The sequence below is a fragment of the Streptomyces sp. NPDC002476 genome (genome assembly GCF_042889785.1).
Taxonomy (GTDB): Bacteria; Actinomycetota; Actinomycetes; order Streptomycetales; family Streptomycetaceae; genus Streptomyces.
Map to the genome: position 1 here is coordinate 48,071 of NZ_JBIARH010000029.1, position 21,598 is coordinate 69,668.

The following is a 21,598-nucleotide window of genomic DNA, read 5'->3' on the forward strand; positions in this document are numbered from 1 at the left end:
GACGACGAACACCTCTACGACCACCTCGCCGAGCGCATCGGGGCGCTCCCGGGCGTCGACACGGTCGAGACGGCCCCGATCATCCGCACCCTCAGGTAATCCGCCCTCTCAAGCGGACCGGAACCGTCGCAGGCGACCAGGACCCGTCGGACGGCGCACCGCGCCGGTGAGCGCCGCGCCCGCGACCCGGCTGCCGCGGCGCGGGTCCACCGGCGGTCGCGGCATCGAAGAACATGAGGCTCAGCCACGGAAGAATGCGCTTTTGTGTCCCCTCCTGCAGGCCGGAGGATGGCCGGGAACCGGCCCACAGGGGAGGAACCATGACGTCAGCCATCGAAACGGGGCTGTTGCCCCTCACGGCCGAGGCCCGCTCCGGCGGACTCGCCGTCGGGGGCGTCCCGCTCGTCGACCTCGCGGAGCGCTTCGGAACCCCGCTGTTCGTCTACGACGAGGAGCACCTGCGCCAGCGCTGCCGGGAGGCGGTCGCCGCCTTCGGCCAGGACAACGTCGCCTACGCCTCCAAGGCGTTTCTGTGCACGGCCATGGCCCGTCTCGCCCACGAGGAGGGGATGCTGCTCGACGTCGCCTCCGGCGGTGAACTGCGGGTGGCCCTGCACGCGGGCGTACCGGCCGACCGGATCGTGCTGCACGGCAACAACAAGAGCGCGACGGAACTGCGCACGGCGATGACGGCCGGGCTGCGGCACGTCGTGGTCGACAGCCTCGACGAGATGGACCGCATCGAGCGGCTGCACGCCGAGGAACGACTGCCGCCCGCGCACGTCCAGCTGAGGGTCGCCCCGGGCGTCGCCGCCGGTGCCCACGAGGCGATCAGGACCGGCGGCCACGACTCCAAGTTCGGCTTCGGTCTGGCGGACGGGGCCGCCGCGCACGCCGTGCGGCGTGCCGACGGGTCCCCGGCGATGATCCTGGAGGGCATCCACGCGCACGTGGGCTCCCAGGTGCTGGACACCGCCGAACTCGCGGCCGGCGCCGCCGCCGTGGCGCGGTTCGCGGTCGAGACGCGCGCCCCCCGGCTGACCGTCGGCGGCGGCCTCGGCGTCGCCTACGAGGCCGGGCAGACCGTGCCCTCGTTCGCCGACTGGGCCGCCGCGGTGCGCGGCGCCGTCCGGGAGGCGGGCTGGCACGGCGAGGTCACGGTGGAGCCCGGAAGGTCCATAGCCGCCCGCGCCGGGCTGACCCTGTACCGGGTCGGGACCATCAAACGGATCGAGGGCGTACGGACCTACGTCGGGGTCGACGGCGGGATGAGCGACAACCTGCGTCCCGCCCTGTACGGCAGCCGTTACGAGGTCTTCCTGCCGCGCGCTCCGCACGCGCCGCGGCCGTGGCGCGCGCGCCTGGTCGGCAAGCACTGCGAGAGCGGCGACGTGATCGTCGACGACGCCGCCCTGCCCGCCGGGACGGCCGTCGGGGACATCCTGGCCACACCGGTCACCGGCGCCTACGGATACGCGATGGCGTCCAACTACAACAAGCTGCCGCGCCCGGCGGTCGTCTTCGTCCGCGACGGCGCGGTCCGCACCGTGGTGCGCCGCGAGACCGAGGAGGACCTGCTGCGTCTGGACGTCGACGAACCCGCGGGCCCCCTGGAGCGTTCCGCGCCGATATCGCCTAGTCTGACCCGATGCTGAACAGTGCCCGACTGCTCGTCCTGCTGGAGATAGCCCGCACGGGCACCATCGTGGCCGCGGGCCGGGCCCTGCACCTGAGCCCGTCCGCGGTCTCGCACCAGCTCGCCCGGCTGGAACAGGAGGTCGGGACCGCCTTGGTGGAACGTCAGCCGCAGAGCCTGCGGCTGACGGCCGCCGGAGCGCGACTGGCCGAGCACGCCCAGGCCGTGGCCGATCTGATGGCCGTCGCGCAGGACGATCTGCGCGCGCACTCCGAGGGCGAGGCCGGCGTCCTGCGCGTCGGCTTCTTCGCCTCCTCGGGCCTGGAACTGCTGCCGAGGGCGCTGTCCGCCTTCGCCGCCGAGCGGCCGCAGGTGGAACTGGAGCTGATCCTCGGACAGCCGCACGAGACGGTGCCCGATCTGGAGGCCGGCCGGCTCGACGCGGCGGTCGTCTTCGAGCACCCGCTGGACCCCTGGTGCCGCCACGCGGGCGTCGACGTCGAGATGTTCTTCGACGAACCCCAGCTGGTGGTCCTCCCGCTGGGCCACCGCTTCGGCCGCCGCACCACCGTCCGGCTCGCCGCCCTGGAGGGGGAGACCTGGATCGGGACGCACGGCGGCCGTACCGGCGAGCCGGTGCTGGAACGCGCGTGCGCCACCGAGGGCTTCCGCCCCCGGATCCGCTGCCGCACCGACCACTACCAGGTCACGGTCAACCTGACCCGGGCCGGGATGGGCATCGCGCTCGTCCCGGCCCTCGGCCTCGCGGACAGCACGGGCGTCCACGTCTGCCGGCTGGACCACCCCCGGCTCCACCGCCGGATCGGGGTCGCCACCCGGACCACCAACCGCAACCCGCTGCTGCGGATCTTCCTCGCGGAACTGCGGTCGGCGGCCGAGGAGGTCAGGTCGCTGCTGGAGATGCAGTGGTCCTGACGGGCGGTGAGGCCCTGGCGGGGCGAGGGCGGGGGCGGAACCGCCCTCACCCTCACCCCGTCAGGGGGCCGGGCGGCCGGCGCAGGCCGCGAGGGTGCGGCCGACGTCCCGCACGGCGTGCACCGCGGCCCGCTCGGCTCCCGGCCCCAGCGCCGTGTCCCAGTGCGCCACCACCGCGTACGCGAGCCGCCGGGCCCCGACGACGACACCGGCGTCCGCGCGGACCCCGGTGTCGGTGCCGGTCTTGTTCGCGACCAGCAGCCCTCCGGGCAGCGGCTCCGGAAAACCGGGCGCGTACGGGTCGTGGTCCACGAGGGCCGGGACCAGCCCGTGGTCGGTGTTGGCGCGCATCCACCCCAGCAGCCGCGCGGAGGCCGCGGGCGAGACCATCGTGCCGCGCGCCGCGTGGGTCACCAGCCGCGCCAGATCCCTCGCGGTACCGGTGGCGAAGACGGGCGGCACGCCCGGGCCCCGGACGTCGCGGACCTTGTCGTGGAGCGCGAGACGGCCCAGCCCGAGCCGCTGAGCCAACCGGGCCGTGGAATCCCGTCCCACCACGCGCAGCAGTGCGTTGGTCGCGGTGTTGTCGCTGACCGACGCGGTCAGCCAGGCCAGGTCCTCCACGCTCCAGCCGTCCCTGCTCATCCGTCGCAGCAGTCCGGTGCCGTCCGCACGGTCCTCGTCGAGGATCTCGACGATCCGGCCGGGCGGCAGCTCCCCGCTGTCCAGACGGCGGGACACCTCGGCGAGCAGCAGCAGCTTCGAGGCGGACGCGACGGGCAGCACCACGTCGTCGTCCACCCCCACCGCGCCCTCGCCGTCGACGTCGACGGCGCGGACGGCCAGGGTGAGCGGCAGCGCGGCCGACCGCCGTGCCGCCGCGGTCACCTGGGACAGACTCATCGGACCCTCACCACTTCCCCCGCCCGCGCGGCGGTCGGACGGCCGTCCCTGACCGCGACCCGTCCGGCGACCACCACGGTACCGATGCCCTCGGGCGCCAGCAGCGGACGCTCGAACGTGGCACGGTCGCACACCGTCCCCGGATCGAACACCACCAGGTCCGCCACGGCGCCGTCGCGGACCACACCACGACCGGTGAGCCCGAACCGACGGGCCGGCAGCCCCGACATCTTGTGCACCGCCCGCTCCAGCGGCAGCAGTCGCTGATCGCGGGCGTAGTGGCCGAGCACACGGGCGAAACTCCCCGCCCAACGGGGGTGCGGGCGGCCGGGCTTGGGGACGCCGTCCGAGCCGATCATCGACAGCGGACCTGCCAGCACCCGCCGGACGTCGTCCTCGCGCATGGAGTGGCTGATGATGGTCACCTCGCCCCGCTCCGCCAGCAGCAGGTCGCACACGTAGTCGACCGGGTCGACACCCTGCTCGGCGGCGAGATCGGCGACCCGGCGCCCCTCGGCGTCCGGACGGGACCGCGCGGCGGCCACCGCGATGAGGTCCCAGCCGCCGTTGCCCACGGTGTTCTCCCACCCCGCGACGCCCGTGGCGATGTCCGCCCGGATCCGGTCGCGGACGTCCTGTCGGCGCAGCCGTTCCAGCAGTGCGCCGACACCGCCCTCGCTCGCCCACGGCGGCAGCATCGCGTGCAGCACGGTGCTGCCCGCGGTGTACGGGTACACGTCGCACAGCACGTCCACCCCTTCGGCGCGGGCCCGCTCCAGCCGGGGCAGGGTGCGCAGCGTGGCACCCCAGGCGTGCCGGCCCGCGGTCTTGTGGTGGGAGACCTGGAGCGCGGCGCCGGAACGCTCCGCGATCTCCAGCGCCTCCTCCAGCGCCGATTCCACCTGCGACATCTCGTCGCGCAGATGGGTGACGTAGGGCTTGCCGTGGCGGGCGGCGACCCGGGCCAGGGCGACGATCTCCTCGGTGGCGGCGTAGGTGCCGGGCGGGTAGATCAGCCCGGTGGACAGGCCCGCCGCGCCCTGCCCCAGCGCCCGGTCGAGCAGTGCGCACATGGCGTCCAGCTCGTCGGGCCGGGGCGGACGGTCCTCGAAGCCCATCACCCCGGCGCGCAGCGTGCCGTGACCCACCAGCGAGGCGATGTGGTTGTGCCGCAGCGCGGGGTCCTGGCCGGCGGCGAACGCGTCGAAGTCCACCGCGGGCCGGACCGGACCGATCCCGAACGTCACCCGGAGGTGTTCGGCCAGCTCGGGCAGCCGCTCCGGCAGCGACGGGAACAGGCTGGTCCCGCAGTTGCCGCAGATCTCCGTGGTGACGCCCTGGAGCAGCGGCGCGAGTCGCAGGTCGTCGGCCGGCGGCGGCACACCGTCGCCGAGGGGCGCGGCCAGGGCGTCGGAATGGGTGTGCACGTCGATGAAGCCGGGGGCGACGGCCCGGCCGGACACGTCCAGGACCTCGGCCGCCGCGGCCGGCGTGCCCGCCGGGAGCACGGTGATCCGTCCGTCCGCCACCGCGATGTCCGCCTCCCGGGCGGGCGCGCCGGTGCCGTCGACGAGCAGTCCGCCGCGCAGCAGCAGATCCAGGGGGCGGCCCATCACAGCACCGTCGACAGGAAGGCCCGCGTGCGCGCGTGGCGCGGGGCGGTGAACAGGAGGTCCGGGCTCCCGGACTCGACGACGGCGCCCTGGTCCATGAACACGACCCGGTCGGCGACCTCGCGGGCGAAGCCCATCTCGTGCGTGACCACGATCATGGTCATGCCCCGGCGGGCCAGGTCGCGCATGACGCCCAGCACCTCGCCGACGAGTTCGGGGTCGAGGGCGGAGGTCGGCTCGTCGAAGAGCATCAGGTCGGGCTCCATGGCCAGCGCGCGGGCGATCGCCACGCGCTGCTGCTGACCGCCCGACAGCTGCGCCGGGTAGTGGTCCGCGCGGTCCGCGAGACCGACCTCGGCCAGCAGCTCCAGGGCCCGCTTCGCGGCCTCGGCGCGGGAACGGCCCTTCACGGCGACCGGACCCTCCATCACGTTCTGCACCGCCGTGCGGTGCGGGAACAGGTGGAACCGCTGGAACACCATCCCGATCCGCTCACGCTGGCGCCGCACGTCGCGCGGCCGCATCTCGCGCAGGACCCGGCCGGACGCGCCGTGCTGCTCGTAACCGATCAGCTCGCCGTTCATCCACACCCGGCCCGCGTCGATCCCTTCGAGATGGTTGAAGCAGCGCAGCAGCGTCGACTTGCCGGAGCCGGAGGGGCCGATGACGCACAGCACCTCACCGCTGCGGACGTCGAGATCGATGCCCTTCAGCACCTCGGTGTCACCGAACCGCTTGCGGACCTTGCGAGCCTTGAGGACCACGTCGCTCATGCCGTCGCTCCCTTCCGGGCGTTCCGTCCGGGCCTCAGATCGGCCAGGATCCTGCGCCGCAGTGGCGGGGCGGCCCCCGGGCTGTAGCGGCGTTCGACCGCGTGCTGTCCGATGCTGGCGAGCGTGGTGAGGGCCAGGTACCAGAAGGACGCCACCAGCAGCAGCGCCACCACCTCGAAGTTGGCGAGGTAGAGGTGCTGGGAGACGGTCATCAGGTCGGAGCCGGCGATGACCGACACCAGCGAGGTCGTCTTGAGCATGGAGATGAACTGGTTGCCGAAGGGCGGGACGATGACCCGCATCGCCTGCGGGAGGACGACCCGGAACAGGATCTGACGGTTCGACATCCCGAGGGACGCACCCGCCTCGCGCTGGCCGGGATCCACGCTCCCGATGCCCGCCCGGACGATCTCGGCCATGTAGGCGCCCTCGTTGATGGAGAGTCCGAGCAGGGCCGCCACGAAACCGGTGATGACCTGGTTCGACTGCCAGCTGATCAGCTTCGGCCCGTCGAACGGCACACCGATACTGATCACCGGGAACAGCAGGGCCAGGTTGAACCAGAAGATCAGCTGGACCAGCAGCGGGGTGCCCCGGAAGAACCAGGTGTACGCACCGGCCGTGAACCGCAGCACCGGGCTGTCGGAGAGCTGCATCACCGCGACGACCACGCCGATGGCGACGCCGACGGCCATCGAGACGAGGGTGAGCTGGATCGTCACCCACAGACCCTGGAGGATCACCGCGTCGAACTGGTACTCGGCGACGATGTCCCAGTGCAGGTGGGGATTGACGATGATGGTGTACGCGATCCACACCGCGAACAGCGCGGCGGCCAGCACCGCCAGCCAGCGTGCCGGGCGGGGACGGCGGCTCAGCCTGAGGGCGAGGTCGTCGTCGGGCGCGGCCGCGTCGTCCACGGGCGCCGCGGACGTTTTCTGGTACGTCATGTCCGTTCTCACTGCCTGTCGTTGACCGTTGCCTCGGTGACGGCGCTGTCGCCGACGTCCCAGGTGTCGAGGATCTTGCGGTACTCACCGTTGTCGATCAGCTCCTGCAGGGCCTTGTGCACCGCGTCGCGCAGTCCGGCCTGGCTCTTGGAGACCGCGATGCCCCACGGGGCGGTGCCGTACTGCTTCGGCAGCACCTCGTACGCGCCGCTCTTCTTCTCGGTGAACATCCTGGCGACGGGGTAGTCGACGATGGTCGCGACGGCGCGCCCGCTGTCCAGCTGCAGCAGCCCCGTCGGTGCGTCCTCGCTCTGCGAGATCCGCATCTTCTCGCCGCACTTGGCGTTCTGCTCCTCGCCGATGCGGAGGTTGGAGCTGCCCTTGGCGAGGACGACGCTCTTTCCGCACAGGTCCGCGAGCGACGTGATGCCCTGCGGGTTCCCCTTCTTCGTCATGATGACGCCGCCGGTGCGGAAGTAGTCGACGAAGTCGACCGCCTGCCGCCGCTGGGCGCTGTCCGTCATGGACGACATGACCAGGTCGAAGCGGCCGGACTCCAGCCCCGGGATCAGCCCGTCGAACGCGGCGTTGGTGAGCTCCACCTTGAGCTTCAGCCGGCCGGCGACGGCCTTGGCCAGATCGGGATCGACACCGGTGAGCTTGGTGGTTCCCGGCTCGTACATCTCCATCGGCGGGTACCCCACCGCGGTGGCCACCCTCAGCACCCCCTTCTGCCGGTACGTGTCGGGGAGCAGCTCGGCCGCCGACCGGGAGTCGGCTGCCCGGGAGGAACTCCCGGTCGGGGCGTCGCCCTGGTTGGAACGGCCGCAGGCGGTGGCCGCGAGGGCGACCACGGCCAGGGCTGCCAGACAGCGCAGAGAGCGGTGACGTTTCATCTGATTTCTCCCTCAACGGGGTGGCGGTGCGCCGATGCTGGCAGCCGGGCCCCGGGGAATGGAAGATGATGAAGCCATTCATGCCTGACCATCGAAATCCGTACGGGTCCCGCAGCGCGACCGGACCCGGAACGGGAAGGGGGCATCGCATGTCACGACCACTCGGCCGACGGGACCTGCTGCTGTCGACCGGCGGGCTGCTCGCCGGGGCCGCGGGCTGCTCGGGGACCTCCGGGACGGCATCGGGGCCGTCCGGACCCGCGTCCCCGCACGTGTCGCTCCCCGCGACCACCGCCTGGCGCCCGAACCGCGACGACGTCGACCCCGACGTGAAGCTGCGGGCCGTCCAGGTGGTGGAGGCGATCGGCGCGTGGCCCGCCGGACAGGGCGGCGCGGCGGCGGCGAAGCGCCGGGTGGCCGTGCTGGGGGCGGCGCCGTCACTGGTGGACGCGGCGGGCCCGATGCGGCCCGCCGCGGACGAGGCCGCGCTCCAGGTGATCGACGCGCAGTACGGCGGGATCCTGGCAAACACCGCCAGCGTGATGGTGGCGTACCGGCAGTGGACCCCGGGCCGGGCCGGTGGCACCACCGTCGACGTACGGCTGAGGCGGGCGCGTCCGCGATGGGAGGTCACCGCGCTGCATCCGGGGCCGCTGCGCGCCGCCGCGCCCCGGCTTCCCGCGGAGGCACGCCGGGTCCTCGATCACGCGCGGATCGGGCTTCCTCCGGCGGCGAGGGCCGATGTCCGCAGCGGGCACATCCGTCCGGCCGCGCTCGGGGCCCTGCTGGACCTGGCCGACACGTATCGGATCGACGTCACCGTGTTCAGCTCCGGGCACCCGCTGTACGTGTTCGGCACCGACCGGCGCAGCGACCACCCGCCGGGCCGCGCCTTCGACGTGTGGCGCATCGACGGGCACCCGGTCGTCGACCGGGCGACCCCGCGGCGGCTGGTCGAGTCGTTCATGCGGGATGCCGCCGCGGCGGGTTCGTACAATGTGGGCGGGCCGGTGCGGGTGTCCGGGGGCGCGACGCCCAACCAGTTCTTCACCGACGACACCCATCACGACCACGTGCACGTGGGGTTCGCGGGCTGATGCCCGCAGCGCGGCTCGGAGGCCACCCGACAGGCTCTCAGGCGCGCTGGTCGAGACCGGCGCCGAGCGGCGGCCGGGGCGCGTCGAGCAGCGAGCTGTCCACCTCGCCGACGCCCCAGCCGTACGCCAGCTTGTGCACCTCCAGCACGAAGAACGAGTCGGTGGAGACGACGCCGTCGATGAGATGCAGTCTGCGGTTCATCAGGTCCGTGAAGTGGTCGGTGTCGCGGCAGATCACCTCCGCCATCACGTCGTAGGTGCCTGCCGTCATGATCACGTAGGAGGTCTCCGGCAGCTCCCGCAGCCGTCGGCAGACCTCCTGCGCGGTGCCCGGCCGCACTCGGATGCCGACCATGGCGAACCGGTCGAAGCCGATGGTCAGCGGGTTGGCGATGCCGACGATCTGCAGCGTGCCGTTCTCCTCCATGCGCTGCACGCGGTAGCGGACGGAGGAGGCCGGGATGTCCAGTTCCTCGCCGATCTGGCTGTACGGGCGGCGGCCGTCCGCCTGGAGTGCGGCGATGATCCGGCGGTCGGTGTCGTCCAGGGGGCTGCCACCCTGCGTGCTCATGCTGTTGCTCCGGCTCCCGTGCGCGGCCCGCCACCACGGGCGGGCCTGGCTCTTCGTCGTACGGGCCTATCCTGCCCGGCTCAGGAGTCGAAGCCGAGGCCGAGTCGGTCCAGGGTGCGCAGCCACAGATTGCGGCGGCCGTCCACGTCCTCGCGGGCCATGGACCGCCGGGTGGCCTCGACGCCCAGGTAGCGGACCGGTTCCGGGGGGAACGGCACGGGCGGGCGGCGGATCATCGCGGGCCGGGTCCGCTCCGTGCGGCGGCCCGCCAGCAGGTCCAGCATGACCTGGGCGCCGTAGCGGGTGGCGCCGACGCCGAGCCCGGTGAAGCCGAGGGCGTAGGAGACCCGGCCCCGGGCGGCGGTGCCGGCGAACATGCAGAAGCGGGTGGTGGAGTCGATGACCCCGCCCCAGGCGTGCGAGAAGCGGACGCCGGCGAGGGCGGGGAACGCCTCGGCGAACTGCGCGGCGAGCGTGTCGAAGGTGGCGGGGCGCTGGGTGCGGGCCTCGTCGACCGGGCTGCCGTAGTGGTAGACGGCGTCGTAGCCGCCGAAGAGGATGCGGTGGTCGTCGGTCTTGCGGAGGTAGTGGAACTGGTTGCCCGCGTCGGTGATCCCGTGGTCGCCGCTCCAGCCGACGGCGGCGAGCTGGTCGTCGCGGAGCGGTTCGGTGGTGAGCGCGTAGTCGTAGACCGGGATCATGCTGAGGGAGAGGCGCTTGAGCAGCGGCCGGTAGATGTTGGTGGCGAGCGCGACCTGCCGGGCGCCGACCGCGGCGTACGGTGTGGCGAGCCGCACCCGGCCGGTGTGCCGGGCGGTCAGCGCGGTGACCTCGGTGTGCTCGGCGATGCGGACCCCCAGGTCGAGGCAGGCGGCGCGCAGGCCCCAGACCAGCCGGGCGGGGTCGAGGAGCGCGTAGTCCGGGGACCACAGTCCGGCGGTCCAGACGGGGGAGTCGACGTACTCGCGCAGCTGCGCGCCGTCCAGCAGCCTGGTGTGCTCGCCGAACCGGTGGGCGAGGGCGTGCGCGCCCTTGAGTCCCTCGGCCTGCCAGGGGGTCGCGGCGACGGTGACCTTTCCGCCGCGGGTGAATCCGCAGTCGATGCCGTGGGTGTCCAGGTCGCGGCGGAAGGCGTCGAGGTTCTCCAGGCCGAGGCGGTGCAGCAGCCGGGCCTCGGCGGGCCAGCGCTCGACGCCGTTGGCGAGGCCGTGGGTGAGGCTGGGGGAGCAGAACCCGCCGTTGCGGCCGCTGGCCGCGTGCCCGCAGGTGTTCTGTTCGAGGACCAGGACGTCCCGTTCGGGGTGGTCGCGCTTGGCGAGGAGCGCCGTCCACAACCCGGTGTACCCGCCGCCGACGACGGCGAGGTCGCAGGTGGTGTCGGCGGTCAGCCGCGGCAGCGGCGCGGGGTGCTCGGGACGGTCCAGCCAGTAGGGGGCGGTTTTCGTGTCGCGCAGTCGGCTGCGGTGGTCGGTGGGGCGCGGGGCTGCGGTGGTCATGCGGTGGGTACCTCGTTGCCGGCGTGGTGGGCGGCGCGGGCCGGGGCCCCGACGGGTGTGGTCGGGGTCCCGGCCGACGGACGGACGGTCGGGTGGCGCGGGACGGTCAGAGACTGATCACGCCGGTGCGGGTGTCGGTCATGTCCATGAGCGTCCACTTCCCGCCGATGCGGCCCCAGCCGGTGGAACGGCCGCCGGCGCCGCCGAACGGCATGTTGATGTCCCACCAGTTGTTGCTCTCGTTCACGACGACCTGGCCCACGGCCATCTCCTCGATGAACCGGAAGGCGGAGGTCATGCTGCGGGTGAAGACGGCGCCCTGGAGGCCCAGCCGGTCGTCGTTGGCGATCCGCAGCAGATCGTCCTCGTCCCGGCCGGTGATGATCGGAACGACCGGTCCGAAGGACTCCTCGCGGGACAGCAGGCTGTCCTCCGGCACCCCGTCCACCACGGTGAACTCGTAGTAGAGGTCGGTGGGGTGGCCCGGGGCGCGCCGGCCGCCGAGCAGGATGTCCGCGCCGCGCTCGCGGGCGTCGGCCATGTGCCGGTCCATCTTGGCCGCGACGCCCTCGTTGTTCAGCGGCCCCAGGACCGTCGCGGGGGCGAACGGGTCGCCGAGGGTGATGCGCCCGGCCTCGCGCAGCACGGCCTCGACGAACGCGTCGTGGACGTCCCTGTGGACGACGACGCGTTCGGTCGCGCAGCAGACCTGTCCGGCGCACGGGTAGGCGCCGTCCACGGCCGCCCTGGCCGCGGCCTCGACGTCGGCGTCGGCGAGGACGACGAGGGGGCCGTTGCCGGAGCACTCCATGACGGAGCGCTTGAGCCCGGCGGCGGCCTGGATCCTCGCCCCGGTCGCGGAGGAGCCGATGAAGCCGATCGCGTGGACGCCGTCGTGGCGCACCAGCGCCTCTCCGGTGTCGCCCTCGCCGGGCACGATGTTGACCAGGCCCTCGGGCAGTCCGGCGGCGGTGAACGCCTCCATCGCCCGGAGCACGGTCAGCGGGGTGTTGGCCGGCGGCTTGACGACGTGGGCGTTGCCGGTGGCGAGCCCGGGGGCGACGAACTCCGCGAGCATCAGCAGCGGGAAGTTCCACGGCGTGATGATGCCCCAGGTGCCCACCGGGCGGTGGAAGGTGAACATCCGCTTGGTGTTGTCGGTGGAGAGCAGTGTCTCGCCGTGCAGCCGTACGGCGTCCTCCGCGTGCAGATGGAACAGCTTGGCCGCCTCCTCGATGTCGGCGACCGACTCGGCGAGCGGCTTGCCCTGTTCCAGGGTCTGGAGGCGGGCGAGTTCTTCCACGCGTCGGCCGAGTTCCGTGCCGATGCGGTGACAGACCTCGGCGCGGTCCCACACATTGGTCGCCGCCCAGGCGGGCTGGGCCTCGTTCGCGGCACGCACCGCCGCGTCGACATCGGCGGCCGAGGGCACCGGGAACGTCCCGACGAGTTCGCCTGTGGCGGGGCTGACGACCTCGTGGTCACGTCCTGACGTGCCCTCGGTGCGGGTGCCGTTGATGAAGAGCAGGTGCCGGTCGGCGGTCGGGGTGGTCATGCGATGGCCTCTCTGTCCTGTCCTGACCGGGAAAGGGCGCGTCGGCTCGAATGCCTCGTCTGCCCGAGTCCGGTGCGAAGCGATGCCTGGAGACTCGCCCAGCAATCAGAAACTGTCAAGACTGCTGGATCAGCAATCACGGCATTGGATCACTGCTTGTTCGTGAGTATTGACAGGTATTTTTTCGCTCGTCTATAACCGGGGCCCATCGACACTCCTGCCGCGCCGACCGTCGCGCCCACCGTGAGGGGAACGTCATGCCGTCCCAGCCGAAGACCCCCGCCCCGCCCCCGTCACCCGCACCGGACCCCAGGGCGTCGTCCGGCGCCTCCGCGCCGGATCCCACGGCGGGCGGGGCCGCCCCGGCACTGCCGAAGAAGATGAACTGGTTCGACGGGTTCGCGATGTCGCTGACCATGCCCGCCGCGCTCATCGCCTCGCTCGGCGCCTCCATCGGCGGCCTCGGCGCCTGGGGCGCCATCGCCCTGTGGGCGGTCTCCATGGTGCTGGCGACCGCCACCAACTGGATCTACACCGAACTCGCCGCGATGTTCCCCGACTCCTCCGGCGGGATCGCCCACTACGCGACCGAGGGCTGGAAGAAGCGGGCCCCCGTGGTCGGCCCGATCGCGAGCATCGGCTACTGGTTCCCCTGGACGACGGCCCTCGCCGTCTACTCCGGGATCATCGGCTCGTTCGTCCAGGCCCAGTGGTTCCCCGGCCAGGACTGGAGCGTGGAGTACGGGCCGCTGAAGGTGGACTTCCCCATCGCGGTCGGCCTGCTCGTGATGCTGCTGCTGTTCGGCGCCGCCATGATCGGCCTGCACGTCGCCATGTGGGTCGTCTACGTCACCGGCGGCGCGCTGCTGATCCCCCTCGTCGTCTTCATCGTCATGCCCCTGCTCTCCGGGGACTGGAGCGCACAGGGCCTGCACTGGAACCTGCACGGAGCCGCCGGACTGCGCGAGGCGCTGGTCTGGCTGTACGTGATGGCATGGACGTCGTTCGGCGTGGAGGTGTGCGCGACCTTCGCGCCGGAGTACAAGGACACCGTCCGTGACACCACCCGCGCCCTGCGCGCCGGGGTGCTGTTCTGCCTCGGCGTCTTCGTCCTGCTGCCCCTGGCCCTGTCCGGGTACGTCGGCGAGAAGGCCATCGGCGCGGACCCCACCACGTTCTACGTCGGCGCCTTCCAGGACCTGGTGGGCGGGGCTTCCGACCTGATGGTGGTCTTCCTCGTCGCCTCGCTGCTGCTCATCATGATCACCGGACTCGCCGACGGATCCCGGGTGCTGTACGAGATGGGCAGGGCCGGACTCACCGTCAGACAGGTCGGGGTGCTGAACCGGCGCGGGGTGCCGGCCCGGGCGCTGCTGGTGGCCCTGATCCTGAACGTCTTCGTGCTGACGGTGCTTCAGACACCGCTGGCCATCATCGTCACCGGAAACCTGGGATACATCCTCGCCCATGTGCTGGCGGTGTCCGGTTTCGCGCTGCTGCGCAAGGACCGCCCCGACGCCGTGCGGCCCATCCGGCTGCCCGCCTTCTTCGTGCCGCTGGCCTGGGCGCTGGCCGCGTTCCTCACCGTGGTGCTGGTGGTGGGCGCGACCGGCTTCTCCATCACCGGGTACGGCGGCTACACCGAACTGGGCGTGGCGCTCGCCGTCCTGGTGTTCTCCGTACTGCTCTGGCTGTACCGGACCAAGGTGCAGGACCGGCGCCCCGAGCAGGACCCACCGGCCTGATGGCGCCGACGCGCACGGCGCGGCACGGCCCGCGCCGTCGCGCGAGCCCGGTCCGATCACGCCATCGCGTACGCCCCGAAGGCACCGAACGAGGCGGAAAGCGCCCCTGTGTGAGCGGCCCGGGGCTACCTACGCTCGCACCATGCGTGTTCTCTTCGCCTCGACCCGTGGTTCGGGCCACTTCGACCCCCTGGTTCCCTTCATCGACGCGTGCACGGCACGGGGCGACGACGTCCTCGTCGTCGCCCCGCCCGGCCTCGAAGCGTTATTGGCGTCCCGGCCCCAGCCGTACCGCATCGGCGCGAACCCCCCGGACGACGAACTGCATCCGACGATGGACCGGTTGCGCCGCCTGCCCCCGGACGAGGGCGTGTCCTCGATGATCCGTGAGGTGTTCGGCCGGCTGTACCCCGACGCCCTGCTGCCGGCGCTCGACGAGGCCTGCCGCGAGTGGCGCCCCGACCTCGTGCTGCACGAGACGTACGAGCCGGCGTCGGTGGTGGCCGCCGAACGCCACGGCGTCCCGCACGCCCGGGTCGCGATCTGCGCCGCCCGGTTCGCGCGGGCGGGCGACCCGCTGCTGGACGCCGCGCTCGACCGCTACGGCCCCGGCCTCGCGGACCGCCTCCGGGCCTCCCCGTACCTGACACGCCTGCCGGCCTCCCTCGACCCCTCGCCGTACCCCGTGACCCACCGCTACCACGTCCCGGGGCCGCACGCCGCGTCGTCGGAGGGGCGGCACGACGGCGAGGAACCGCTGGTCTACCTCACCCTCGGCTCCGAAGCCGGCGCCCTGCCGACCGCCCCCGACCTGTTCCGGGGGCTGCTCGACGCGATGGACGGACTGCCGGTGCGGGCGCTGCTCACGGTGGGGCGCGCCACCGACCCGGCGAGCCTCGGGCCGCTGCCCACCGGCGTCCGGGTGGAGAGGTGGATACCGCAGGACGACGTCCTCGGCAGCGCCTGCGCCGTCGTCTGCCACGGCGGCTCGGGCACGGTCTACGGCGCGCTGGCGGCCGGTCTCCCGCTGGTCTGCGTCCCGCTCTTCGCCGACCAGCCGTTCAACGCGGGGCTGGTCGTCGAGGCGGGCGCAGGGCTCGCCGTCACCCCGGCGAACGGCTCCGCCGGCGCGGCGCTGACCTTCGGCGGCGACGACGTCCCACGCATCAGGTCCGCCGTCGAACAGGTGCTCAAGGACCCGGCGTACCGGACCCGGGCCGAGCAACTGGCCGACGAGACACGGTCCACGGCCACCTGCGCGCAGCTGCTCGGCCTCCTCGACCCCCGCGGCTGAACCGCCGCCACCACGGCCCGCGGGCCCCACCGGCCTCCGGCACGTCCGTACGGTGGGGTTCGCGACCCGGGTGCGGTGCGGCGGCGCACCAGCGGGCATGGGAATGAGATGCCAGCAGTATCCGAGCCCGTGATCAAGCTCGTCCGGCGCACGACCGAGCCCGTCGGGGCGCAGACCCTGCGTTCCACGGCGGCGTCCGTCATCGCCTATGTCGTGGCGGTGTGGACCCTGCCGCAGCCGGCCCCGCTCACCGCACCGCTCACCGCGCTCCTCGTCGTACAGGTCACCCTCTACGCCACCCTCACCACCGGGATCAGACGGGTGAACTCGGTCGTCGTCGGCGTGGTCATCGCCAGCGTGTTCAGCTCCCTGGTCGGCCTCAGCTGGTGGAGCCTCGGGCTGACGATCTTCGTCTCGCTGATCATCGGACGACTGGTGCGGGTCGACGAGTTCGTGCCCGAGGTGGCGATCAGCGCGATGCTCGTCCTGGGCGTCGCACAGGTCGCCTCCACGGCGCTGGACCGGGTGCTGGAGACGCTGATCGGCGCGGGCGTGGGCCTGCTGTTCAACCTGCTCTTCGCCCCGCCGGTATGGGTGCAGAGCGCAGGCGCCTCCATCGAGAGCCTGGCGACGTCGATGGGGGCGATGTTCCGCGCGATCGGCGAGGACACCCACGGCCGGCTCCCCGTGGCCCGGGCGGCCGACCGCCTGCACGAGGCCCGTCGGCTGGACCACGACATCGTCGAGGTGGACGCCTCGCTGCGGCAGGCCGAGGAAGGACTCACGCTCAACCCCCGTGTCCGGCAGGGGCTGCTGTACCGGGTCGTGCTGCGCACCGGCCTGGACACGCTGGAGATCTGCGCCGTGGTGCTGCGGGTGCTGTCCCGCACCCTGACCGACCTCGCCAAGGCCCGTACCGAGGAGACGCTGTTCCCCGCCGACGTGGCCGACTGCCTCAGAGAACTGTTCGGGCACATGGCCGACGCCGTCGAGGCGTTCGCGGCGCTGATCACCACTCCGCTGGCGGAGAACGCCGAGGCGGCCGAGGACCGGCTGGCCCACGCCCTCGCCGCCGGCCGCACCACCAGGGACCGGGTGGCGGGGCTGCTCCTGGAGGACGTCCGGGAACACCCCCGGCAGTGGCAACTGACCGGCGCCCTGCTCGCCGAGGTCGACCGGATCCTGGACGAGCTGGACATCGACAAGCGCACCGAACGGCTCGGCAAGGAACTCGACCGGCGCTCGGCGCAAGTGCACGAACGCCACCCCTGGCTGCGCGCGGTGTCCCGCAGACTGCGGGGCGGAGGCGACGAGTCCGAGCAGCGCTGAATCAGGGTCCGAGCGGCACCGGGGCGGGCCCGGAGCCGGGCCGGGCCGGGGCGGGCGGCGGCTCGCACCGTCGTCGCTCACCCGGACGGTCGGCCGGTTTCACTCCGCTGCTTCCCGCGTCGCGCCGACCGGGCCGGACCCCGGGAACGCTGGGCTCACGACCCCGCTCCCCGACGAAGAGAGATCAGCATGACCGCCTCAACCCCCACTGCCCCGCGCGCACGGACGGCCGGGCGCCGCGGACGGACCGTCGCCGCGGCCCTCGTCGCGGCCGCCGTCGCCGCGCCCGCCATACCCGCCGCGGCAGCCGATCCGGCGGACGGCAAGCCCACGGTGGTGCTGGTGCACGGGGCGTTCGCCGACGCCTCGGGCTGGAACGGCGTGGCGCAGCGCCTGCGGAGCGACGGCTATCAGGTCGTGGTCCCGGCCAATCCGCTGCGCGGGCTTGCCAGTGACTCCACACATCTGGCCGGCGAGCTGAAAGGCGTCCGGGGGCCCGTCGTGCTGGTCGGCCACTCCTACGGCGGTGCGGTGATCAGCAACGCCGCCGCGGGGAACGCGCAGGTGAAGTCGCTGGTGTTCGTGTCCGCGTTCATGCCGGACAAGGGCGAGTCGCTGAGCGACCTGGGAGCGAGGTTCACCGGCGGCCGGCTGAACTCGGCCCTGAGACCGAAGCCGTTCAAGAAGGCCGACGGCACCGAGGGCACCGATCTGTCCGTCCACCCCGACCGGTTCCGCGAAGTTCTCGCGGCGGACCTGCCGTCGGACACCGCCGCGCGACTGGCCGCCGCCCAACGCCCCATCAGCGGGGACGCGTTCACGGACAGGGCGACCGCCGCGGCCTGGCGGACCATCCCGTCCTGGGCGCTCGTCGCCACCGGGGACAAGGCCGTGGTACCGGATCTCGCCCGCTTCGAGGCCCGGCGCGCCAAGTCGCACACGGTCGAGGTCGACGCCTCCCACAGCGCGATGATGTCGCGTCCCGACGCCGTCGCCGACCTTGTCCGGCAGGCCGCGGGGGGCCGGGCCGCCGACACCTCGGCCCTGGCCTCGATGGGCACCGGCACCCTGGTCCTGGCCGGTCTCGTCGGACTGGCGGGCGTGGCCGCCCTGACCGGCGTGGGCCTCGTCGCGGCGGCCCGCCGACGCCGCGCCGCCGACGGCGGGCCGGGCCCCGCGCTCTGACCTCCGCCACGGCTCATGAGCAGGCGCGCACCGCCACGATCCGCGGGCGGCCCGCGTCGTACGTCGGGTCGACCCGCACCCGCAGCGCCGAGACCGCGCGCGGCGTGAACCGTCCGCCGGGTGCCGCGGATCCTCCGACGGGTCCGCTGAGGGGTCCGGACGGGTGCGGCGCCCCGGGCCCTACGCCGCCCCCGGAGCGGGGAGTTCGCCCGCGCGGTCGACGGCGGCCCTGACCAGGACCGCCGAGGCGCCGACGACGGTCCCGGCCGGGCCCGCGTCCCCGGACCGGGCGAGCACCGTGCGCTCGCCGAGGAACGCGTACGTCGTCCGGTCGAAGACCCACTGCGTCTGCTGCCCGTACGCCGTGCGCGCGACGGCGACGCCCTCGCGCCCCGCCGCGTCGGCCGCCGTCGGGACCACCGTGACACCGGGGATCCGTGCGGCGGCCCGGTACAGCGCGGCCTCCACCGCGGGCGGCGCCCAGGTCTCGGCCAGCAGCTCGCCGATGGCGGTGAACGCCCGCTGGTCCGGGTCCCGGCCCTGTCCCCGGGTCTCGTGCCGGATCAGTTCCAGCAGCGCGTCCGGGGCCGTGGGCAGCGACGCGACGAACCGGTGGGTGGGCTCGGTGACCGACGGGCCCGCCGTGCGCGAGGCCCCGGGTCCGGGCGTCGCGCCCCGGTGGTCGAGGCCGTGGACCGGCGCGTCGGCGCCGAGCCGGGTGTCGGGCCCGCCCTCCTCGCGCAGCAGACCGGCGCGGCCTCCGTCGGCGGACGACCACACCTGCCGCCGGTGCGCCGGAGGCACCGTCACCGGTCCGCCGTCGGCGCTCTGCGCGGCGTACGCGACCCTGCTCTCGACGTACACGAACTGATCGGCGCGGACCGCGGGCCGCTGCGTCCGGGCGGCGGCGAGGGCGACCCGGTCGAGGAGCCGGGCCGCCCCGGGCGCGGCGGCGTGCCGTCCGGCGACCGGCGCGGCGCCGCGGTCCGGAAGGTCCGGCGCCACCACGCCGACGGCCGCCAGGGCGCAGGCGAGCGCCGGTACCGCGAACCTGACCGGACGCCGACGCGGGCGCGCGGCCCGGGCTCCGGCACCACCGGGCGCACGGTCTTGGGCGGCCTCGCGCAACAGCGTCTGTCGCAGCAGCAGTTCCCGGTCCCGGGACAGACCGGGGACCGGGGGAGGAGGCAGGGGACCGGTGAGGTCCGGGCGGTCGATCTCCTCGGACCGGTGGTCGGTACCGCGCCGCGGTGCGGTGTTCATCAGAGCTTCTCCTGGGTCAGAGGGCGGGCCACGGAAAAGCGGTCCGCGCAGGGCCGGTCGGGGACGGAGGGGAGAGGACCGCTCCTGCGTGCGCGGAGCCGCCCGCTAATGCCCCGCACCGTCCGCGCGCGGGCGGAGCGGGCCTCGGCGTCGGTCAGCTCGCGCAGCCGGGCACGGGCGCGGGACAGACGCGACCGGACGGTGCCCACCGGCACACCGAGCGCCTCGGCCGCCGATTCGTAGTCCAGCCCGGCCCAGACGACGAGGGTGAAGACCTCCCGGTCACGGGGGCGCAGCCGGGCCAGCGCGGTGTGCGCGGCACGCAACTGCTCGGTGTCCGCGAGGTGCGTGACGAGATCGTCCACGAAGTCCGGCACCGAACCGCGCTCCGGGACCCGGGCGAGCGCGATGTCACGACGCCGCCGCGTGCGTGCGTCGCGCCGCATGACGTTGGTCGCGATACCCAGCAGCCACGGTCTCAGGCTGTCCCCGTCGGGGCGCAGCCCCTCCCGGCCGCGCCACGCCTCCAGAAAGGTCACCGAGACGACGTCCTCGGCCTCGGCCCAGTCGCCCGTCACCCGCAGCGCATAGCGGTACAGCACCTGGGCGTGCTCGTCGTACAGCTCTCCCAGGGCGTCGCGGTCCCCGTGGCGGAGGCGATTCCTCATGAGTGTTTCCACACTCTGCTCTGCCACTTCCGTTGCCGCGGTTCCGGTGACCTGTGCCACATGTACGCCGAAGGGCCGCCCCGCCCTGATGTGACCGACACCGTGGGGAACACACTCACCCAGACCCTCGTCGACGCCTACCGCACCCACTGACCCCATGAGGCGGGGCCCCGCCGGGCCCCCGACGCGCCGCCCCGACAGGCCCCGTCAGGGAGTTCGCCGCTCCCCCCGGTCCGGTCGGGATGGTGTGGATCACGGACAGGTACTGGACGGCGCATGTATGGTCCATCGGGGCCCGTCGCGGCCCTGTGACCGGCGACGACCAGGGGCGGACAGTGCGGCAGAGGGCCTACGGGCAGGTGATGCGGGCCACCGCCTGCCTGCTGATGGCGTGGCAGGTCTGGATGGTCTGGTACATCGCCAGCCACGAGGCGGCCGGTGTGAGATGGACCTGCGACGGGACGGGCGGCTGCGCCAGCGACCAGTTCGCGTCGGCGGCCCCGATCGTCGGGCTGGGCTCGGCCGTCGTCCTCGGCCTGATCTCCGCCCGGTTCCTGCACCGCGCCACGCCCGGCGCGATGGTCGCGCTCAGCGCGGTCGCCGCCATCGCGGGCTGGTACGACGCGCTGGCGGAGGGCCGGGTCGACCACGACTCCACCACCTCCTTCCATATCTTCTTCCCGTTCATGGAGCTGTCCGTCTCCGCGTGGCTCACGTTCCTGTGGACCGTCGCCGGGGCGGGCTGCTTCGCCGCCTGGTGGGGTGCCGCCGTGAGCCTGCGCCGCACCGCGGGACTGCGCCGCCTCTCCCGGCGCTGCGCCACGGCCGACGCGGTGCTGGAGGGCTGGCGGTCGGTGGGCGGCAAGTACGGCGAGGTCGTGGTGGTGTTCGACGACGCCGCCGGGGTCCGCCACCAGGTCCCCGTGGTGGTGGAACGCGTCGCTCTGCGACGCGACGTCCGTGCCGTGTACGACGTCGACCGCCCCGAGGACCCCGCCCGCACCAGGGTCGCCGTCTCCCGCCGAAAGGTGCCGACTCCCGCATGAACCGACCGCTGTCCTCCCTCCGCCGGTTCTTCACCGCGCTCGGTCTGCTGTCCGTGGTCGCCGCGGGGCTCGCGTTCGCCGCGCTCGTGGACGGTGCCCTCCACGGACCCCGCTGGCTCCTGCTGCTCGGCGTCCCCGCGACGGCCCTGGCCCTGGTGGTGTTCGGCAAGGTGGGCGAGCCGTCGCAGTCGGACATCCTTGTCCGCGGACTGCGCCCCGGCGGCCCGCGCGCCTTCGCCCCCGCTCTGGTCCACGGAGTGAGGGCGGTCGACAAACGGACCGGGCGGCTCGCGCGCGACGGGCAGTCGCTGGAGTCCGTGTTCGCCTTCGACCTGGCCGTGGTGCCCGACGGGCTGCCCGCGTACCGGGTCCAGGTCCGGCACCCCCTGGACGTGCAGGGACTGCTGCACCGGCCCAGAGGGGTCGTCGAGTACGACCCCGAGCAGCCCTGGCGGGTCGTCATCCCCGACAACCCGCCGCGCGAATGGCTGGCCCGGGCGAACGGCATCACCCCGCCCGCCGTGGTGAAACAGAGCGTCGGCGCGGTGCCGGCCGGCCTGTGGACCTTCGTGGCGAGCGCGGCGTTCGCGGCCGTGCTGCTGGTGCTGGTACGCGTGCTGGTCTGACCGCGCCCGCCGCGTG

At 73.4% G+C, this 21,598-nt stretch carries 19 protein-coding genes; 9 read left to right on the forward strand and 10 right to left on the reverse strand.

The features are described from left to right. Positions 1 to 320 precede the first annotated feature (320 nt). Together lysA and ACFYXM_RS27190 are read left to right on the forward strand one after the other, a co-directional pair. Entirely contained in the window at positions 321 to 1,655 is a 1,335-nt protein-coding gene (gene lysA / locus ACFYXM_RS27185) for a diaminopimelate decarboxylase (RefSeq protein WP_389293162.1), read from the forward strand. Then, positions 1,649 to 2,572: a LysR family transcriptional regulator gene (locus tag ACFYXM_RS27190; RefSeq protein ID WP_389293163.1), complete on the forward strand. Its 924-nt coding sequence runs from the start codon at positions 1,649 to 1,651 to the stop codon at positions 2,570 to 2,572. The genes lysA and ACFYXM_RS27190 overlap by 7 nt, the downstream gene beginning before the upstream one ends. A gap of 60 nt (positions 2,573 to 2,632) precedes the next feature. Here ACFYXM_RS27190 and ACFYXM_RS27195 read toward each other — a convergent pair whose 3' ends face one another. From ACFYXM_RS27195 to ACFYXM_RS27215, 5 genes are read right to left on the reverse strand one after another with little or no spacing between them, the layout of a single operon-like run. Continuing rightward, positions 2,633 to 3,475: a serine hydrolase gene (locus tag ACFYXM_RS27195; RefSeq protein WP_389293165.1), complete on the reverse strand. Its 843-nt coding sequence runs from the start codon at positions 3,473 to 3,475 to the stop codon at positions 2,633 to 2,635. After that, entirely contained in the window at positions 3,472 to 5,088 is a 1,617-nt protein-coding gene (locus tag ACFYXM_RS27200) for an amidohydrolase family protein (RefSeq protein WP_389293167.1), read from the reverse strand. Before ACFYXM_RS27200 ends, ACFYXM_RS27195 begins: the two co-directional genes overlap by 4 nt. Further along, on the reverse strand, positions 5,088 to 5,861 hold the full coding sequence (locus ACFYXM_RS27205; protein ID WP_389293169.1) for an amino acid ABC transporter ATP-binding protein: 774 nt from the start codon (positions 5,859 to 5,861) through the stop codon (positions 5,088 to 5,090). Before ACFYXM_RS27205 ends, ACFYXM_RS27200 begins: the two co-directional genes overlap by 1 nt. Beyond that, positions 5,858 to 6,811, reverse strand: coding sequence for an amino acid ABC transporter permease (locus ACFYXM_RS27210; protein ID WP_389293170.1), 954 nt, complete (start codon positions 6,809 to 6,811; stop codon positions 5,858 to 5,860). The genes ACFYXM_RS27205 and ACFYXM_RS27210 overlap by 4 nt, the downstream gene beginning before the upstream one ends. A gap of 8 nt (positions 6,812 to 6,819) precedes the next feature. After that, positions 6,820 to 7,707, reverse strand: a complete 888-nt coding sequence (locus ACFYXM_RS27215; protein ID WP_389293172.1) for an ABC transporter substrate-binding protein — start codon at positions 7,705 to 7,707, stop codon at positions 6,820 to 6,822. Between the two features lie 149 nt (positions 7,708 to 7,856). Here ACFYXM_RS27215 and ACFYXM_RS27220 point away from each other — a divergent pair, with 149 nt between their 5' ends. Further along, positions 7,857 to 8,804, forward strand: coding sequence for a hypothetical protein (locus tag ACFYXM_RS27220; RefSeq protein ID WP_389293174.1), 948 nt, complete (start codon positions 7,857 to 7,859; stop codon positions 8,802 to 8,804). 37 nt (positions 8,805 to 8,841) lie between these two features. Here ACFYXM_RS27220 and ACFYXM_RS27225 read toward each other — a convergent pair whose 3' ends face one another. The 3 genes from ACFYXM_RS27225 to ACFYXM_RS27235 all read right to left on the reverse strand — a co-directional run bounded on the left by ACFYXM_RS27225 (position 8,842) and on the right by ACFYXM_RS27235 (position 12,426). Then, positions 8,842 to 9,375, reverse strand: coding sequence for an Lrp/AsnC family transcriptional regulator (locus ACFYXM_RS27225; protein WP_073785833.1), 534 nt, complete (start codon positions 9,373 to 9,375; stop codon positions 8,842 to 8,844). Between the two features lie 80 nt (positions 9,376 to 9,455). Beyond that, positions 9,456 to 10,871, reverse strand: coding sequence for an NAD(P)/FAD-dependent oxidoreductase (locus tag ACFYXM_RS27230; protein WP_389293176.1), 1,416 nt, complete (start codon positions 10,869 to 10,871; stop codon positions 9,456 to 9,458). Between the two features lie 106 nt (positions 10,872 to 10,977). Further along, positions 10,978 to 12,426, reverse strand: a complete 1,449-nt coding sequence (locus tag ACFYXM_RS27235; protein WP_389293178.1) for an aldehyde dehydrogenase family protein — start codon at positions 12,424 to 12,426, stop codon at positions 10,978 to 10,980. Between the two features lie 257 nt (positions 12,427 to 12,683). Between ACFYXM_RS27235 and ACFYXM_RS27240 the strand changes: the two genes are divergently transcribed. The 4 genes from ACFYXM_RS27240 (at position 12,684) to ACFYXM_RS27255 (ending at position 17,979) form a co-directional block, all read left to right on the forward strand. Continuing rightward, positions 12,684 to 14,171 (forward strand): APC family permease, encoded by a 1,488-nt coding sequence (locus tag ACFYXM_RS27240; RefSeq protein WP_389293180.1) that lies wholly within the window; start codon positions 12,684 to 12,686, stop codon positions 14,169 to 14,171. A 142-nt stretch (positions 14,172 to 14,313) separates the two neighbouring features. Next, positions 14,314 to 15,465, forward strand: coding sequence for a glycosyltransferase (locus ACFYXM_RS27245; RefSeq protein ID WP_389293181.1), 1,152 nt, complete (start codon positions 14,314 to 14,316; stop codon positions 15,463 to 15,465). A 108-nt stretch (positions 15,466 to 15,573) separates the two neighbouring features. Next, positions 15,574 to 16,794 carry an aromatic acid exporter family protein gene (locus ACFYXM_RS27250; RefSeq protein WP_389293182.1) on the forward strand — a complete coding sequence of 407 codons (1,221 nt, stop codon included), beginning with the start codon at positions 15,574 to 15,576 and terminating at the stop codon, positions 16,792 to 16,794. Positions 16,795 to 16,983: 189 nt separating this feature from the next. After that, complete coding sequence (locus ACFYXM_RS27255) at positions 16,984 to 17,979, forward strand: alpha/beta fold hydrolase (protein WP_389293184.1); 996 nt, start codon at positions 16,984 to 16,986, stop codon at positions 17,977 to 17,979. A 180-nt stretch (positions 17,980 to 18,159) separates the two neighbouring features. Here the strand turns inward: ACFYXM_RS27255 and ACFYXM_RS27260 are convergent, their stop codons facing one another. Further along, complete coding sequence (locus ACFYXM_RS27260) at positions 18,160 to 19,242, reverse strand: CU044_5270 family protein (protein ID WP_389293186.1); 1,083 nt, start codon at positions 19,240 to 19,242, stop codon at positions 18,160 to 18,162. Next, a complete protein-coding gene (locus ACFYXM_RS27265) occupies positions 19,242 to 19,910 on the reverse strand; it encodes an RNA polymerase sigma factor (RefSeq protein ID WP_389293188.1) in 669 nt (222 codons plus the stop codon). Before ACFYXM_RS27265 ends, ACFYXM_RS27260 begins: the two co-directional genes overlap by 1 nt. 335 nt (positions 19,911 to 20,245) lie before the next feature. Here ACFYXM_RS27265 and ACFYXM_RS27270 point away from each other — a divergent pair, with 335 nt between their 5' ends. Together ACFYXM_RS27270 and ACFYXM_RS27275 are read left to right on the forward strand one after the other, a co-directional pair. Beyond that, on the forward strand, positions 20,246 to 20,956 hold the full coding sequence (locus tag ACFYXM_RS27270; protein ID WP_389293189.1) for a hypothetical protein: 711 nt from the start codon (positions 20,246 to 20,248) through the stop codon (positions 20,954 to 20,956). After that, on the forward strand, positions 20,953 to 21,582 hold the full coding sequence (locus ACFYXM_RS27275; protein ID WP_389293191.1) for a hypothetical protein: 630 nt from the start codon (positions 20,953 to 20,955) through the stop codon (positions 21,580 to 21,582). The genes ACFYXM_RS27270 and ACFYXM_RS27275 overlap by 4 nt, the downstream gene beginning before the upstream one ends. Positions 21,583 to 21,598: the final 16 nt, after the last annotated feature.